Below are 16,019 nucleotides of genomic sequence, written 5' to 3'. Positions count from 1 at the left end.
AAAGCACTCAGAACTCGCTGGCGATCGGCTAAGCACTGGCCCTGCTGCGTTAAAACCTGCTTGGAAGATCGTTTACCTGGGTAAGCGAGCTTCTTTGCCTGCCCCGGATCGGGGGCTGTCACTAACGTAGCGTCTTGCGTGGCGCTAACTTGCGAGACCGTAAACGGGTTCTCAGTCAGGAGGAGGAATCAAGGGTCGGTAGCGGACGATATGACGCGTCTCTGATAAAGCTGTTTGCTACGCAGGCCGACCGTTGTGCATCTCCACCCTACACGTATCGCTGAAAATCGGGTGCCGCTCACGAAAAATCCGCAGCGGGTTGGCATTACCGCGACCCTCCATAAGGGCTGGTCGCGCATCTGTGTCTCAGGCCTTATTTCCGAGTTTCTCGAGCAGCCATGCAGGCCTATCGCTCTCTGAGACGCCCGTCGGACGGCCTTACGTCCTGAATGGGTTGCTTGATTCACGATGGCGGTTTGGCAACATCCGCGAATCAGGCCGCTTTTGGCGGCATTCGCGACTATAGCAGCAATGATTAAGTGCTTCAAATGCATAAAAATTGTATGATCTCGGCCATGACGACACCCACTACTCCAACCTCCGGCGTTCAGCTGCTCGAGGTCGCGCCTGAACTCGCGGGTCAGCGCATCGACAACTTCCTTCGTACCCAGCTCAAGGGCGTACCCAAGACCTTGATCTACCGCATCCTGCGCAAGGGTGAGGTGCGGGTCAACAAAGGTCGGATCAAGCCCGAATACAAGCTGCAGCCTGGTGACATCGTGCGCGTGCCGCCGCTGCGCCTGGCCGAACGCGACGAGCCCGAGCCGCTGGCCCAGGGCCTGCTGCAGCGCCTGGAAGCGGCCATCGTCTATGAAGACAAGGCGCTGATCGTTTTGAACAAGCCGGCCGGCATCGCCGTGCACGGCGGCAGTGGTCTCAATTACGGCGTGATCGAGGCCTTTCGCCAGTTGCGCCCGGATGCCAAGGATCTGGAGCTGGTGCATCGCCTCGACCGCGACACTTCCGGGCTGCTGATGATCGCCAAGAAGCGCAGCATGCTGCGTCATCTCCATGAAGCACTGCGCGGTGACGGCGTCGACAAGCGTTACATGGCCCTGGTGCGTGGCCACTGGGCGACCGCCAAGAAGCAGATCAACGCGCCGCTGCTCAAGAGCAATCTGCGTTCCGGCGAGCGCATGGTCGAGGTCAACCCCGAAGGCAAGGAGGCGCTCACCGTGTTCCGCGTGCTGCGCCGTTTCGGCGAATTCGCGACCCTGGTCGAAGCCAAGCCGGTGACTGGCCGGACCCACCAGATTCGCGTGCATGCCCAGTACGGCGGGCATTGCATTGCCGGTGACAGCAAGTATGGCGATGACGACTTCACCCGGGAGATTCGAGAGTTGGGCGGCAAGCGCCTGTTCCTGCATGCCTACGAGTTGAACATTCCGCTGCCCGAGGGCGGCGTGCTTAAGCTCGAGGCGCCGGTCGACGAGATGTGGGCTCGCACGCTGGAGCGCCTGAGTGCGTGATTATCGGCTGCTGATCTTCGACTTGGACGGCACGCTGGTCGACTCCATTGGCCGCATCGTCGCGGCCATGCACCAGGCGGCCGACCAGTGTTCCATGCCGCGGCGCAGTGACGAGGCGGTCAAGGGCATCATCGGCCTGGCGCTGCCCGAGGCGATCACCACGCTTTATCCGGAACTCGTCGAAGCCGCACACGTCGAACGCTTCCGTGTCAGCTACAGCGACTGTTATGTGGCCATGGATCAGACCCCCTCGGCGTTCTTCGCGCAGGTGGAGCAGAGTCTGGCGCAGTTCCGCGCGCAGGGTTATCAGTTGGCCGTTGCCACCGGCAAGAGCCGCCGTGGCCTGCAGCGGATTCTCGACGCGCTGGGCTGGCAGGAATATTTCGACATCACGCGGTGCGCCGATGAAACGGCGAGCAAGCCCGATCCGCGCATGCTGCATGAAATTCTTCAGCATTGTGGCGTGCCGGCCGGGCAGGCACTGATGATCGGTGATTCCTCGTTCGATCTGCTGATGGCGCAGCGCGCGGGTATGGATTCTGTGGCAGTGGGTTACGGTGCGCAGACGCTGACAGCGTTGAGTGCCTATGAGCCGAAGCTGTCGATCAACCATTTCATGGAACTGAGTGCCTGGCTGAACCAGACGGTGGCCGAGCCCCAAACCGAGGAGAGTGAGCATGTGGGGTGATAGAAAGACGCCGGTCGTGGCCGAGAGCGACCCGAAGAGCTGGAAACTCCTCGAGAAGACGCTGCTGGCCAGCGTTCACGAGCAGCGCCGCTCGCGCCGCTGGGGGATCTTCTTCAAGCTGCTGACCTTCATTTATCTGTTCGGTGCCCTGGCGCTGTTCTCGCCGCTGCTCAATCTGCAGAAGGGTGCCAGCAGCACGCCGCACACCGCGGTGATCGACGTGCGTGGCCTGATCGCCGACAAGGAAGCGGCCAGCGCCGACAATATCGTCGGCAGCCTGCGCGCAGCCTTCAAGGACCCCAACACCAAGGGTGTGATCCTGCGCATCAACAGCCCCGGTGGCAGCCCGGTGCAATCGGGCTACATCTATGACGAAATCCGCCGTCTGCGCGGCGAGAACCCGGACACCAAGGTGTACGCGGTGATTTCCGATCTGGGGGCTTCGGGTGCCTATTACATCGCCAGCGCTGCCGACCAGATCTATGCCGACAAGGCCAGCCTGGTGGGTTCCATCGGTGTCACTGCGGCCAGTTTCGGTTTCACCGGTCTGATGGACAAGCTGGGCGTTGACCGCCGCGTCTATACCTCGGGCGAGCACAAGGCGTTTCTCGATCCGTTCCAGCCGCAAAAGCCTGAAGAGGCGGCGTTCTGGAAGACCGTGCTGGAAACCACTCACAAGCAGTTCATCGACAGCGTGAGGAAGGGCCGCGGCGATCGCCTCAAGGATGCCGAGCATCCCGAGCTGTTCTCCGGCCTGATCTGGTCTGGCGAACAGGCGCTGAATCTGGGCCTGATCGATGCCCTGGGCAGCACCAGCTATGTGGCGCGTGACGTCATTGGCCAGGAAGAAATGGTGGATTTCACCGTCCAGGAAAGCCCGCTGGATCGCTTCACCAAGAAGCTGGGCGCCAGTGTGGCGGAGCAGTTGGCGATGTGGATGGGGTTCCAGGGCCCGGCACTGCGCTGATAGCCTGATATGCAATAAAGAGCCCCGGCACTTGGCCGGGGCTTTTTATTGGCCGATCGCTTTCAAGGTGGGCAGTTGGGCGCGCATGAAGCCGATGGCCGGATGAAGCGCCAGTTTCGCGCCCGATCCAGCCTACGCACGACCCCAGCACATCAGCCTGACGGCAGAGGTTCTGGTCGCGCGAAGATCACTTGACGCTTGTAACTTGCTACTGCTCTTAGCGCTCATCGAGTGCGAAGGCCGTCAGGCTGTAGGTGGGAATGCCCATGTCCTGCAGTTTGCGCGAGCCACCCAGCTCCGGCAGGTCGATGATCGCGGCCGCTTCATGAATGCCTGCCCCCATGCGTTTGACCAGTTGCACGGCGGCCAGCAGGGTGCCGCCGGTGGCGATCAGGTCGTCGACGATGAGCACCTTGTCGCCTTCGCACAGACTGTCTGCGTGCACCTCCAGAAAGGCTTCGCCGTATTCGGTCTGGTAACCCTGGCTGAGGACGTCGGCTGGCAGTTTGCCTTGCTTGCGGAACAGCACCAACGGCTTGTTCAGCTCATAGGCGATGATCGAACCGATCAGGAACCCGCGCGCATCCATGGCGCCGACGTGGCTGAAGTCGGCCTCGACATAGCGCTGGATCAGGCTGTCGATCACCATGCGCAGGGCGCGCGGCGACTGGAACAGCGGGGTGATGTCGCGAAACACCACGCCCGGTTTCGGAAAGTCGTTAACCGGGCGAATGAGGGTCTTGATACTGAATTCGTCGAAAATCATCGGTAATCCTTGTAGCGGTCAAAATTGAGCCTTGGAACCTGTTCATGACTTTGCGAGCTAGAGCCATGCAAGGGCTAGGCGCCCCTGCAAAAACAAGCGAGGAAGCGGACTGGGCTCGCACGCGAGTTTACGAGCTGTGAATGGGCATTCCGACGGGAGCGCCTAGCTTGGGCTGGCAATCCCGCTTGTTTTCAACGCAGCAGGGCCGACGCGCAGCAGATCATGAACGGGTTCTCGAGGCCCTATCAGCCATTAAGGTTACCACCCGCCAGAGCGCACAGCTCGATCGGGTCGAGAATATGCACTTCCTTGCCTTCGGCTTCGAGCAGTTTGCTCTGCTGGAAGCGGGTGAATACCCGCGACACGGTTTCCACCGCCAGGCCCAGGTGGTTGCCGATTTCATTGCGCGACATCGCCAGGCGGAACTGGTTGGCAGAGAACCCGCGGGCACGGAAGCGCGCCGACAGGTTGACTAGGAAGGTAGCGATGCGCTCGTCGGCGGTTTTCTTCGAGAGCAGCAGCATCATCTGCTGATCGTCGCGGATTTCACGACTCATGACGCGCATCAGCTGGCGGCGCAACTGCGGCAGGCTCGCCGACAGTTCGTCGAGGCGCTCGAACGGGATTTCGCAGACCGAGGTGGTTTCCAGCGCTTGCGCCGATACCGGGTACAGCTCGGTATCCATGCCGGAGAGGCCGACCAGTTCGCTGGGCAGGTGAAAGCCGGTGATCTGCTCTTCGCCCGCATCGCTGATGCTGAAGGTTTTCAGTGCGCCGGAGCGTACCGCGAAGACCGAGTTGAAGGTGTCGCCCTGACGGAACAGGAATTCGCCCTTTTTCAGGGGGCGGCCGCGTTTGACGATATCGTCGAGCGCATCCATGTCCTCGAGATCCAGCGACAGCGGCAGGCAGAGACTGGAGAGGCTGCAATCCTTGCAGTGTGCCTGATGAGTTGTACGCAGCTTGATGCTTTCGGACATCGCCCTTATCCCTAGTATAGACACAGAAGTCGTAAGGGTACCGCACCAGAGGGGGCACGGCCACCCAAGGGGGCGCGCTCAAGTGTCGCTCCCCCCTGCCGATAACGCTGAATCAGTGAGTTGACGGCCAGGAGCGTTGCAATGCGTGTAGATAATCCCGTTTCGCTCGAGCGCAGTATCGTGCCCTCCAGTTCGACTGCGACCGCCGCTGCGGCGCCTGCCGAAACCAGCGAAGAAACCTCGACTGCGGCGCCAGCGGCTGGCACCAGTGCCGAGCCGGGCGTCAAGGTCACGCTGTCCCTGGAGGGCCTGGCGCAGTCGAAGTCCGAGGACAAGAACAGCGATATCGACGAGAGCGACCTGCCTTCGAACATCAAGCAACTGCTCAAGATGATTCGTGAGCTGAAAGCCCAGCTCGCGCAGAAAATGGCCGAGTTGCAGGCGATCATGGCTCAGAGCGATATGGACGACGAAACGCGTCAGGCCAGTGCCCAGGCGCTGCAGACCGAGGTCAGCTCGATCAGCGGCGCCTTGAGCACGGCTAACGCCGAGCTGGTCAAAGCTATTCGCGACCAGGAACTCAGCACCGAGCAGAGCGTCACCGTCACATCGCTGATGATCAGCTGATTTTTTCTTCCTTGGCACGGCAGTAGCCGTACTCAGATCACCCGCGAGAAGCGCTGCAGGTTCTGCTCGCTGAGGTAGCGATCAAACAGCATGCACAGCGAGCGCACCAGCAATCGTCCCGCCGGCAGCACCTCGATGCTGCCATCTCGCAATTCGATCAGGCCCTCGCGGCTCATCTGCTGCAGGGCCGGCCAGGTGTCGGCGAAGTAGCTGCGGACATTCACCGCGAAGCGCCGTTCGATTTCCGCGAAGTCCAGCTGGAAGTGGCAGATCAGTTGCTGGATCACGGCGCGGCGAAGGCGATCGTCGTCGTTGCAGCCCAGGCCGCGCAAGGTCGCCAACTGGCGATTGTTCAGGTTGGCCTGGTAGGCGGCCAGATCCGAGCTGTTTTGGCAGTACAGATCACCGACCTGGCTGATCGACGACACGCCGAGGCCGATCAGGTCGCAATGCCCGTGGGTGGTATAGCCCTGGAAGTTGCGCTGCAGGCTGCCGTCTTCCTGAGCGCTGGCCAGTTCGTCGTCGGGCAGCGCGAAGTGATCCATGCCGATGTAGCGGTAACCGGCGCTCGCCAGTTGTTCGATGCTGCCCTGCAGCATGGCCAGCTTGTTCGCTGCACTGGGCAACTGGGTGCTGTCGATGCGCCGCTGCGGCATGAAGCGTTCCGGCAGGTGGGCGTAGTTGAACAGCGACAGGCGATCGGGTTGCAGGGCGATCACCTGCTGGACGGTGTGGGCGAAATTCTCCGGCGTTTGTTGTGGCAGGCCGTAAATCAGGTCGATGTTCACCGAGCGAAACTGCAGGGTTCGTGCGGCCTCGATGATGGCGCGGGTTTCTTCCAGGCTCTGCAGGCGGTTGATGGCGCGCTGCACGTTGGGGTCGAGGTCCTGCACGCCGAGGCTGACGCGGTTGAAGCCCAGTTCGCGCAGCAGGCCCATGGTCGACCAGTCCGCTTCGCGGGGATCGATCTCGATGCTGTAGTCACCGGAGTCGTCGTCGAGCAGGGTGAAGTGCTCACGCAGTTGCGCCATCAATCGGCGCAGTTCGTCGTGGCTGAGAAAGGTCGGGGTGCCGCCGCCCAGGTGCAGCTGTTCGATGTGCTGGCGCTTGTCGACATGGCGGCTGAGCAGTGCCATCTCCACTTCCAGCGCCTGCAGATAAGGCTGGGTGCGGCCGCGATCCTTGGTGATCACCTTGTTGCAGGCGCAGTAGTAGCAGATGTTGGCGCAGAACGGCAGGTGAACGTACAGCGACAGCGGGCGCAGGGCACGACGGCTTTCGCGCAGGGCGTGGAGCAGATCGAATGAGCCGACGCCGTCATGAAATTGCACGGCGGTCGGGTACGAGGTGTAGCGCGGGCCGGCTTGATCGTATCGGCGGATCAGGTCGGAATCCCACTGGATGGCGTCGAGCATGGCGAGTTCCGCTTCAGCGTTGAGTGCTCGGCAGTCTAGGGCGGGCCTGGGCGGGGCTCTTTGATCTGAGTCATGGGGGCGCAGTGGGGGTGTGACCGCTGGGTCGCCGACAGATCGAGCCTCAGTGCCCCATCAGCCAATGCTGGTGCGGACCGGGCAGTGTCCACAGACCGAACAGCATCACCAGCAGGCCGCCTGCCACGCGCACGCCACGCTTGCGCAGCAGGCTGCCCAGGCGCTCGGCCGCCAGGCCGGTGGCCAGCAGCACCGGCAGGGTGCCGACGCCGAATGCGAGCATCAAGGCGGCGCTGTGCAGGGCATTGCCCTGGCTGGCCGCCCACAGCAGGGTGCTGTAGACCAGGCCGCAGGGCAGCCAGCCCCACAGGCCGCCGAGGAGCAGTGCGCGCGATGGACTGGTGATCGGCATGAAACGGCGGGCGAGCGGTTGCAGATGTCGCCAGAGGCCGCGGCCCAGCGCCTCGATGCGCGTCAGACCGCTCCACCAGCCTGCCAGATAGAGCCCCATGACGATTAGCAACAGCCCGGCGATGCCTCGCATCACGATGGCCAGCGGGCCGCTGGCCAGTGCCCAGCCTGCCAGGCCGAGCAGCAGGCCGGCCAGGGCATAGCTGAGAATGCGCCCGGCGTTGTAGGCCAGCAACAGGCGCAGACGCTGATCACGCCGCTCGGGCGCAATGGCCAGGCTCAGGGCGCCCATCAGCCCGCCGCACATGCCCAGGCAGTGGCCACCGCCGAGCAGGCCCAGAATCAAGGCGGACAGCACGTGTGGCAGCAGCTCAGTCATGGGGTTTCTGGTCGGGCTCGCTGGCCTGCTGCACGGCGGCCTGGTGGCGCGGGTCATCGTCGTCGAAGAGGATGCGGTGAGCGGGGCTGTCGAGGTCGTCGTACTGACCGCTGTCGACCGCCCAGAAGAACAGCCACACGGCGAAGGCGACCAGCAGCAGGGCAACGGGAATCAGGATGTACAGCGCGGTCATGATGATTTCCCCAGGCGCAGTGCATTGAGCACCACCAGCAACGAACTGAACGACATGCCCAGCGCGGCCCAGATCGGGGTGATCAAGCCGAGGGCCGCGAAGGGCAGTACCAGGCCATTGTACAGCCCGGCCCAGGCCAGGTTCTCGATGATGATGGTGCGGGTGCGGCGGGCCAGGCGCAGGGCATCGACCAGGCTGCCCAGGCGATTGGACAGCAGCACCGCGTCGGCGCTGGTTTTCGCCAGGTCGGATGCCGTACCCATGGCCACGCTGATATCGGCTCCGGCGAGTACCGGCACGTCGTTGACGCCGTCGCCGAGCATCAGTACGCGGCGCCCCTGTTTCTGCAGGTCGTGAAGGATGGTCAGTTTGGCGTCCGGGGTCAGCCCGCCGTGGGCCTGTTCGATACCCAGCTTGGCCGCCACTTCGCCGACCATGGGCGAGCTGTCGCCACTGAGCAGGAGAATCTGCCAGCCGCGCGCCCGGGCGGACTCGATCAGCGCAGGCGCATCGTCACGCAGGCGATCATCGAGCACGAACCAGGCCAGAGGGCCCTGTTCGTCACCGAGCAGCAGCCATTGGCCCTGATCCCCCGGAATGTCGGGCGGTGGGCTGGCGCTGAGCGTGCTGACGAACGCTGGCTGACCGATGCGCAGGCGGCGGCCATCCACCATGCCCTGCAAGCCCAGGCCGGGAAAACTCTGCAATGCTTCGACCATTGCGGCTGTGTGGCCAAAGGCGCGGGCGATGGGGTGTTCGGAATGACTTTCCAGTGCGGCGGCAAGCGCCAGGCAGGTATCGCCATCCTGTGTGCCCAGCGGGTGCACGGCGCGCAGGGTGAGGCGGCCGTCGGTGAGGGTGCCGGTCTTGTCGACGATCAGCGTGTCGATCTGCTCCAGGCCTTCGAGCACGTGACCGCGAGTCAGCAACATGCCTTGTTTGTGCAGGGTGCCGGTGGCGGTGGTCAGGGCGGTTGGCGTGGCCAGGGCGAGGGCGCAGGGGCAGGTCGCGACCAGCAGGGCGAGGACGACCCAGAAGGCGCGAGACGGGTCGAGCTGCCACCAGACCAGGCCGACGACGGCGGCCACCACCAGAACGATCAACAGGAACCACTGCGCGACCCGGTCGGCGATTTCCGCCAGGCGCGGTTTTTCGCCCTGGGCGCGTTCCAGCAGGCGCACGATGGCCGACAGCCGCGTGGCGTCGCCCAGCGCCTGCACCTCCACGGCAAGCGGGCCTTCGACATTGAGGGTGCCTGCGGTAACCCCATCACCGACCGTACGAGGTTGCGGCAGGTACTCACCGGTGAGCAGCGATTCATCGATGCTGGAGTGGCCCTGCAGAACCTGGCCGTCCGCAGGTAGCAGCGCCCCAGGCGGAACCAGCACGTGGTCACCGAGACGCAGTTCGCTGAGCAGGATGCGCTGGCTCTGGCCGCGTTCATCCAGGCGCAGGCAGGAGGCCGGCAACAGCTTGACCAGTTGCGCGGTCGCCGCTGCGGTACGTTCCCGGGCACGGCGTTCCAGGTAGCGGCCGCTGAGCAGAAACAGGGCGAACATGCCCACCGCGTCGAAATACAACTCGCCGTGGCCCGTTACCGTGGACCAGATGCCCGCTGCGTAGGCGCCGCCGATGGCCAGCGACACCGAGACGTCCATGCTCAGTTGGCGGGTGCGCAGGTCACGCAGGGCGCCACGGAAGAACTGGCCGCAGCAATAGAAGACGATGGGGGTGGTGAGAAACAGGCTGACCCAGCGCAGGATGCTGTCCAGTTCCGCGCTCAGGTCGATATTGAATTCCGGCCAGGTGGCCATGCTCGCCATCATCACCTGCATCCACAGCAGCCCGGCCACGCCCAGTTCGCGCATGGCTCGGCGATTTTCTCGGGTCAACTGCTCGGCAGCGGCATCGGCCTGCCAGGGGTGGGCCGCATAGCCGATACGGCGGATCGCGCCGAGCAGTTCGCTGAGCGGCAGGGCGTTCGCGTCCCAGCGTACCAGCAGGCGGTGGCTGGACAGGTTGAGGTGCGCTTCGGCCACGCCTGCCAGGGTATTCAGGTGTTTCTCGATCAGCCAGCCGCAGGCCGCGCAACTGATGCCTTCGATGAGCAGATTGGCCTCGCTCAGCTCGCCCTGCTGTTCGACGAATGGCTGCTGCACGTCGTGGCGGTCGTAGAGCACCAGCTCATCCGGCAGTACCTGAGGCAGTTGCCGCGGATTGCTGGCAGCCTCGCTGCGGTGCCTGTAGTAGTGCTCCAGGCCGCTCTGCACGATGGTCTGCGCCACCGCCTGGCAACCGGGGCAGCACATTTCGCGGGGCTGCCCCAGCACCACGGTCTGGAAATGCGCGCCGGCGGGCACCGGCAGGCCGCAGTGGTAACAGGGCGTGGGGACGGCATGCACCGCCCCGGAGGCTGAAGCGTCGATCAGTGTTCATCCCCGAGCTGGATGCTCTGGCCGGGTTGCAGGGTTTCTTCCTCGAACAGGCGCCAGTCCTGACCGCCTTCCTGGCCGATCAGCTCGACGAAGCGCCGGCCCTGCACGCTGTCCTGCAGGTTGCCGCGATACAGGCCGTCCCCCTGATGCTGCAGTACCACGCGACGGTCGCGCTCGGGCTGGGTGGGCGATACCAGATTGAGCACCAGTTGCGCTGGCGCGCTGCTGCCCCGCAGGTGCAGCTCGGCGATGCCGCGCTGGTCATCGAGGTCGAGGCTGGCGCGCAGCTGCAGGCGCACGGCCAGGTTCTCGCGTTCCAGCGACTGGTTGATGCCCTTGCCGACGTCGTAGTAATCGTCGGAGATCAGCCCCGGTGGATTGCGTGTGGCCACGGTCAGCAGGGTCAGCCCCTGAATCACCGAGTAGCCGAGCAGGGCGATCAGAAACCAGGGCCAGAACTGCTTGTACCAGGGCGCGGGTTGGGTCTCTTCGTTCATGGCTGGCCTGCTTTCTCTTCTCGGTGTTGGTGCTTGGCTTGGGTCATTCGCTTTGGTGGGCTGAAGCCCACCCTACGGAGTTACGGCTGTAGGGTGGCGGGGAGGCGATCCAGCCGTTCAGCTATCTCACGCTGGGGCCGATAAACCGGCTGCTGGCGTCGTTGTGGATGCTCTCGTCATCCGTGGCACGGATGCGGAAGGTGATCTCGTTGGTGCTGGACGGCAGTTTCTCGGCGTCGATGGACAGCTCCACCGGAATCGCGAGCACTTCGCCGGCCAGCGCGCGGACCTCGCGGCGGCCTTCGTAGACCAGACCGTCCAGACCATCGGCCTCGATACGGTAGACGACGTCCTGTTGCGCCTTGTTCATGATCTTCAGGGTATAGACGTTCTCGATCCGGCCCTGCTCGTTCTCCCGGTAGAGCACCCGGTCCTTGAGCACGTCCAGCTCCACCAGCGGGCGGTCGTTCAGCGCCCAGCCGAACACCGCGAACATGGCCAGCAGTGCCAGCGCATAGCCGATCAGGCGCGGGCGCAGCAGCTGGGTCTGCTGCCCGGAAAGGTTGTGCTCGGTGGTGTAGCTGATCAGCCCGCGTGGGTAGTTCATCTTGTCCATGATGCTGTCGCAGGCATCGATGCAGGCGGCGCAGCCGATGCATTCGATCTGCAGGCCATCACGGATGTCGATGCCGGTCGGGCAGACCTGCACGCACAGGGTGCAGTCGATGCAGTCCCCCAGGCCCAGGGCCTGATGATCGGCGCTTTTCTTGCGCGCTCCGCGGGCTTCGCCACGGCGCGGGTCGTAGGAAACGATCAGGGTGTCCTGGTCGAACATCACGCTCTGGAAGCGCGCGTAAGGGCACATGTGAATGCACACCTGCTCGCGCAGCCAGCCGGCGTTGCCGTAAGTGGCGAGGGTGAAGAAGGCGATCCAGAACAGCGCCCAGCCACCGGCCTCGAAGCTGATCAGCTCGGCGAGCAGTTCGCGGATCGGCGCGAAGTAGCCGACGAAGGTCACCGCGGTGATCAGCGAAACGCCCAGCCAGATGCCGTGTTTGGCGAAGCGGCGCAGGAACTTGCCTGCGCTCATGGGCGCCTTTTCCAGCTTCATGCGTTGATTGCGGTCGCCCTCGGTGACCTTTTCCGCCCACATGAAGATCCACGTGAAGACGCTCTGCGGGCAGGTGTAGCCGCACCACACACGGCCGGCGAAGACGGTGATGAAGAACAGTCCGAAGGCGGCGATGATCAGCAGCGCCGAGAGCAGCACGAAATCCTGGGGCCAGTAGGTGGCGCCGAAGATGTGGAACTTGCGGTCCGGAAGGTTCCACCACACCGCCTGGTGGCCGTTCCAGTTCAGCCATACGGTGCCGAAGTAGAGGATGAACAGCAGCGCACCGCCGGCCCGTCGCAGGTTGCGGTAGAAACCACTGAAGGCGCGGGTGTGGATTTTCTCGCGACTGGCATAGAGGTCGATGGTCTCGCCGGCGGCAACCGGCGTGACGTTCTTGACGGGGATCTGTTGGCTCATCGAGGGCTACCACAACGGTTGGTCGGGCATGTCGCGACCGATACCTGCCGGTCGCAATCGTTCGCTGCGCCGATGGTACGCCTCCAGCCCTCATCGGGCTTGCGGCCACCCGTCGCAGGGATCAGGCGTGACCATCCTAGACGCAGCATCGGCAGCCCGCCCTGACCCAGATCAGTGCACTCACTCTTTCTCCCGGTCTGGCTCCGCCGCCGGTTCTTCGGCACGCTGCGACAGGCTGTACACGTACGCGGCCAGCAGGTGCACCTTGTCGTTGCCGAGGAAGTCCTCTTGCGCCGGCATCTGGCCGCTGCGCCCGTAGCGGATGGTCTGCTGCACCTGAGCGAAGCTGGAGCCGTACAGCCAGACCTTGTCGGTCAGGTTGGGCGCGCCGAGCACCTGCATGCCCTTGCCGTCGGGGCCGTGACACATGGCGCAGTTGGTGGCGTACAGCTGTTTGCCTTTGTCCATGTCCGCGGCGCTATCCGCCGGGTTCTCCAGGCCGGAGAGGCTGCGTGTGTAAGCGGTGACGTCACGCACGCCGTCATCGCCCAGCACTTCCTGCCAGCCGGGCATCACGCCCTGGCGACCCTGCATGATCGAGGTCTTGATGGTGTCCGGGTCGCCGCCGTACAGCCAGTCATCGTCGGTCAGGTTGGGAAAACCGTAGGCGCCCTTGGCATCCGAGCCGTGGCACATCGAGCAATGGTTGGCGAACAGGCGGCCACCTATCTTCAATGCCCGTTCGTCCTTGGCCAGGTCGGCGATGGGCATGGCGGCGTACTGGGCGAACAGCGGGCCGTAACGGGCATCGGCGACGGCCATCTCGCGCTCCCATTGGGCGACTTGCGTCCAGCCGTCGTCGTAGCCCGGCAGCAGCCCCCTGAAGTTGCCGAGGCCGGGGTAGAGCAGCAGGTAGCCGAAGGCGAACATCAGGGTGCCGACGAACAGCAGGAACCACCAGCGTGGCAGCGGGTTGTCGTATTCCTCGATGCCATCGAAGCTGTGGCCGACGGCCTGGTCGGTGTTGTCGGGGCGCTGGCCCTTGCGGGTGGCGAAGATCAGCCAGGTCACGGCCAGCAGCGTACCGAGGGTGAGCAGGGCGATGTAGCCCCCCCAGAAGCCACTCATGGCTTGTCGCTCCCGGTACCGTCCTTGCGAGCCTCCGGCTCGTCGGCGAAGGGCAGGTTGGCCGCCTCGTCGAAGCTGGGTTTGCGCTTGTTGCTGTAGGCCCAGAGCACTACCGCGACGAAGGCGATGAACACCACGGCGGTGCCGATGCCGCGGATGGTGCCGATGTCGGTCAGAAAGGCTGGCATCGGTTCACCGCTTGTTCTGAATGGCGGTGCCGAGCACCTGCAGGTAGGCGACCAGCGCGTCCAGCTCGCTTCGTCCTTCGACCGCTTCCCTGGCCCTGGCGATGTCCTGATCGCTGTAGGGAATGCCGAAGTCGCGCATCACCTTCATCTTCTCGGCGGTCAGAGAACCGTCCAGTTTCTTCTCGGCGAGCCAGGGATAGGCTGGCATCTTCGATTGCGGTACCAGGTCGCGCGGGTTGAGCAGGTGCACGCGGTGCCACTCGTCCGAGTAGCGGCCGCCGATGCGCGCCAGGTCCGGCCCGGTACGCTTGGAGCCCCACAGGAAGGGGTGATCCCACACGCTTTCGCCAGCCACCGAGTAGTGGCCGTAGCGCTCGGTCTCGGCGCGGAACGGGCGGATCATCTGCGAGTGGCAGCCGACGCAGCCTTCCTTGATGTACACATCGCGGCCTTCGAGTTGCAGCGCGGTGTAGGGCTTCATGCCGGCGACCGGCTCGTTGACCACATCCTGGAAGAACAGTGGGACGATCTGCGTCAGGCCGCCGATGCTCACCGCAATGACCATCAGCAGGGTCATCAGGCCGAGGTTCTTTTCGATGAGGTCGTGTTTCATCCCTTGGCGCTCCCTGACTGGGCAACGGGAATCCGTGCGGCGGCCTCGTACTGCGCCGGCTGGGCGCCACCGATGGTGCGCCAGGTGTTCCAGGCCATCAACAGCATGCCGGCGAAGAAGATCGCGCCGCCGATCATGCGCACCACGTAGCCGTAGTGGCTGGCCTCAAGGGATTCGACGAAGGAATAGGTGAGCGTGCCATCCTCGTTCACCGCCCGCCACATCAGGCCCTGGGTGATGCCGTTGACCCACATCGCGACGATGTACAGCACGGTGCCGATGGTCGCCAGCCAGAAATGCACGTGGATGGCCGCCAGGCTGTGCATCTGCTCGCGGCCGAACACCTTGGGAATCAGGTGATACAGCGAGCCGATGGTGATCATCGCCACCCAGCCAAGGGCGCCGGCATGCACGTGGCCGATGGTCCAGTCGGTGTAGTGGGAGAGGGCGTTGACCGTCTTGATGGCCATCATCGGCCCCTCGAAGGTCGACATGCCGTAGAACGCCAGGGACACCACCAGGAAGCGCAGGATCGGGTCGGTGCGCAACTTATGCCAGGCGCCGGAGAGGGTCATCATCCCGTTGATCATGCCGCCCCAGCTCGGTGCCAGCAGAATGATCGACATCACCATGCCCAGGCTCTGGGCCCAGTCCGGCAGGGCGGTGTAGTGCAGGTGGTGGGGGCCAGCCCAGATGTACAGGGTGATCAGCGCCCAGAAGTGCACGATGGACAGGCGATAGGAGTAGATCGGCCGGGCGGCCTGTTTGGGCACGAAGTAATACATCATCCCCAGAAAACCGGTGGTCAGGAAGAAACCCACGGCGTTATGGCCGTACCACCACTGGATCATCGCATCGGTGGCGCCGGCGTAGGCCGAGTACGACTTGAACAGGCTTACCGGCACTGCAGCGCTGTTGACCACGTGCAGCATCAGGGTGACCAGGATGAAGGCACCGAAAAACCAGTTGGCGACATAGATGTGGCGCGTTCTGCGCCTGGCGATGGTGCCGAAGAACACCAGCATGTAGACCAGCCAGACGATGCCCAGCAGGATATCGATCGGCCACTCCAGCTCGGCGTATTCCTTGCTGCTGGTGTAGCCCATCGGCAGGCTGATCACCGCCGCAACGATCACCGCCTGCCAGCCCCAGAAGGTGAAGGCCGCCAGACCGTCGGACATCAGCCGTACCTGACAGGTGCGCTGCACCACGTAATAGCTGGTGGCGAACAGCGCGCAACCGCCAAAGGCGAAGATCACCGCATTGGTGTGCAGCGGGCGCAGGCGGCCGAAGCTGGTCCACTCCATGCCAAGGTTCAACTGCGGCCATACCAGCTGCGCCGCGATGAACACACCCAGCGCCATGCCGACCACGCCCCAGACCACCGTCATCACCGCGAATTGGCGAACGACCTTGTAGTTGTACGCAGCCGGGCTGCTTGCTGGGCTCATGCTGGGTTCCACGCTGGGCTGGGTGCTGCGGATGGGGCGATAGATATTTCGGGCGGCGCGAGTATCCCCGACCGGCTCAGGCGGTGCAATGAGTTGGAAATATGCGGAAAGCGCTCTGTTACAAGCCTTGCTGTGTTTCTAGAAGAGGCGCGGCCAATGGTGGCGGGACTTTGGGGCGAGAGGAAATTACCGAAAGAGTAGAAGCC

General features: G+C 63.8%; 16 protein-coding genes. 4 read left to right on the top strand and 12 right to left on the bottom strand.

All coding sequences use genetic code 11. The features are described from left to right. Nucleotides 1-575 precede the first annotated feature (575 nt). Genes rluC through sppA form a run of 3 tightly spaced genes read left to right on the top strand, consistent with a single transcriptional unit; the run spans nt 576 to nt 3,184 of the window. A complete protein-coding gene (gene rluC, locus FHR27_RS10905; RefSeq protein ID WP_042555819.1) occupies nt 576-1,529 on the top strand; it encodes a 23S rRNA pseudouridine(955/2504/2580) synthase RluC in 954 nt (317 codons plus the stop codon). Further along, nucleotides 1,522-2,217, top strand: a complete 696-nt coding sequence (locus FHR27_RS10900; RefSeq protein WP_179538574.1) for an HAD-IA family hydrolase — start codon at nt 1,522-1,524, stop codon at nt 2,215-2,217. Before rluC ends, FHR27_RS10900 begins: the two co-directional genes overlap by 8 nt. Next, nucleotides 2,207-3,184 (top strand): signal peptide peptidase SppA, encoded by a 978-nt coding sequence (gene sppA / locus FHR27_RS10895; protein WP_042555629.1) that lies wholly within the window; start codon nt 2,207-2,209, stop codon nt 3,182-3,184. Before FHR27_RS10900 ends, sppA begins: the two co-directional genes overlap by 11 nt. Nucleotides 3,185-3,401: 217 nt before the next feature. Here sppA and FHR27_RS10890 read toward each other — a convergent pair whose 3' ends face one another. Together FHR27_RS10890 and fnr are read right to left on the bottom strand one after the other, a co-directional pair. Beyond that, nucleotides 3,402-3,950, bottom strand: a complete 549-nt coding sequence (locus tag FHR27_RS10890; RefSeq protein WP_042555630.1) for an adenine phosphoribosyltransferase — start codon at nt 3,948-3,950, stop codon at nt 3,402-3,404. A 245-nt stretch (nt 3,951-4,195) separates the two neighbouring features. After that, nucleotides 4,196-4,930 (bottom strand): fumarate/nitrate reduction transcriptional regulator Fnr, encoded by a 735-nt coding sequence (gene fnr, locus FHR27_RS10885; RefSeq protein ID WP_042555631.1) that lies wholly within the window; start codon nt 4,928-4,930, stop codon nt 4,196-4,198. A 141-nt stretch (nt 4,931-5,071) separates the two neighbouring features. Here fnr and FHR27_RS10880 point away from each other — a divergent pair, with 141 nt between their 5' ends. Continuing rightward, a complete protein-coding gene (locus FHR27_RS10880) occupies nt 5,072-5,557 on the top strand; it encodes a hypothetical protein (protein ID WP_052493846.1) in 486 nt (161 codons plus the stop codon). A 32-nt stretch (nt 5,558-5,589) separates the two neighbouring features. On the opposite strand, the gene hemN is transcribed toward FHR27_RS10880, so the two are convergent. From hemN to ccoN, 10 genes are all read right to left on the bottom strand, one after another. Next, nucleotides 5,590-6,972 carry an oxygen-independent coproporphyrinogen III oxidase gene (hemN, locus tag FHR27_RS10875; protein ID WP_179538573.1) on the bottom strand — a complete coding sequence of 461 codons (1,383 nt, stop codon included), beginning with the start codon at nt 6,970-6,972 and terminating at the stop codon, nt 5,590-5,592. Between the two features lie 121 nt (nt 6,973-7,093). Then, entirely contained in the window at nt 7,094-7,777 is a 684-nt protein-coding gene (locus FHR27_RS10870; RefSeq protein ID WP_179538572.1) for a sulfite exporter TauE/SafE family protein, read from the bottom strand. Next, complete coding sequence (gene ccoS / locus FHR27_RS10865; protein ID WP_179538571.1) at nt 7,770-7,970, bottom strand: cbb3-type cytochrome oxidase assembly protein CcoS; 201 nt, start codon at nt 7,968-7,970, stop codon at nt 7,770-7,772. Before ccoS ends, FHR27_RS10870 begins: the two co-directional genes overlap by 8 nt. Beyond that, entirely contained in the window at nt 7,967-10,372 is a 2,406-nt protein-coding gene (locus FHR27_RS10860) for a heavy metal translocating P-type ATPase (protein ID WP_179538570.1), read from the bottom strand. Before FHR27_RS10860 ends, ccoS begins: the two co-directional genes overlap by 4 nt. A 23-nt stretch (nt 10,373-10,395) precedes the next feature. After that, nucleotides 10,396-10,902 carry a FixH family protein gene (locus FHR27_RS10855; RefSeq protein WP_042555635.1) on the bottom strand — a complete coding sequence of 169 codons (507 nt, stop codon included), beginning with the start codon at nt 10,900-10,902 and terminating at the stop codon, nt 10,396-10,398. A gap of 121 nt (nt 10,903-11,023) precedes the next feature. After that, nucleotides 11,024-12,433 carry a cytochrome c oxidase accessory protein CcoG gene (gene ccoG, locus FHR27_RS10850; protein WP_179538569.1) on the bottom strand — a complete coding sequence of 470 codons (1,410 nt, stop codon included), beginning with the start codon at nt 12,431-12,433 and terminating at the stop codon, nt 11,024-11,026. Between the two features lie 180 nt (nt 12,434-12,613). Next, on the bottom strand, nt 12,614-13,561 hold the full coding sequence (gene ccoP, locus FHR27_RS10845) for a cytochrome-c oxidase, cbb3-type subunit III (protein WP_179538568.1): 948 nt from the start codon (nt 13,559-13,561) through the stop codon (nt 12,614-12,616). Beyond that, nucleotides 13,558-13,749, bottom strand: a complete 192-nt coding sequence (locus tag FHR27_RS10840; protein ID WP_042555638.1) for a cbb3-type cytochrome oxidase subunit 3 — start codon at nt 13,747-13,749, stop codon at nt 13,558-13,560. The genes ccoP and FHR27_RS10840 overlap by 4 nt, the downstream gene beginning before the upstream one ends. A 4-nt stretch (nt 13,750-13,753) precedes the next feature. Continuing rightward, complete coding sequence (gene ccoO / locus FHR27_RS10835) at nt 13,754-14,362, bottom strand: cytochrome-c oxidase, cbb3-type subunit II (RefSeq protein ID WP_179538567.1); 609 nt, start codon at nt 14,360-14,362, stop codon at nt 13,754-13,756. Continuing rightward, nucleotides 14,359-15,813: a cytochrome-c oxidase, cbb3-type subunit I gene (gene ccoN, locus FHR27_RS10830; RefSeq protein ID WP_042555640.1), complete on the bottom strand. Its 1,455-nt coding sequence runs from the start codon at nt 15,811-15,813 to the stop codon at nt 14,359-14,361. Before ccoN ends, ccoO begins: the two co-directional genes overlap by 4 nt. Nucleotides 15,814-16,019: the final 206 nt, after the last annotated feature.

This window comes from Pseudomonas flavescens (assembly GCF_013408425.1).
Taxonomy (GTDB): Bacteria; Pseudomonadota; Gammaproteobacteria; order Pseudomonadales; family Pseudomonadaceae; genus Aquipseudomonas; species Aquipseudomonas fulva_A.
This window is presented reverse-complemented; position numbering and strand designations above follow the sequence as displayed.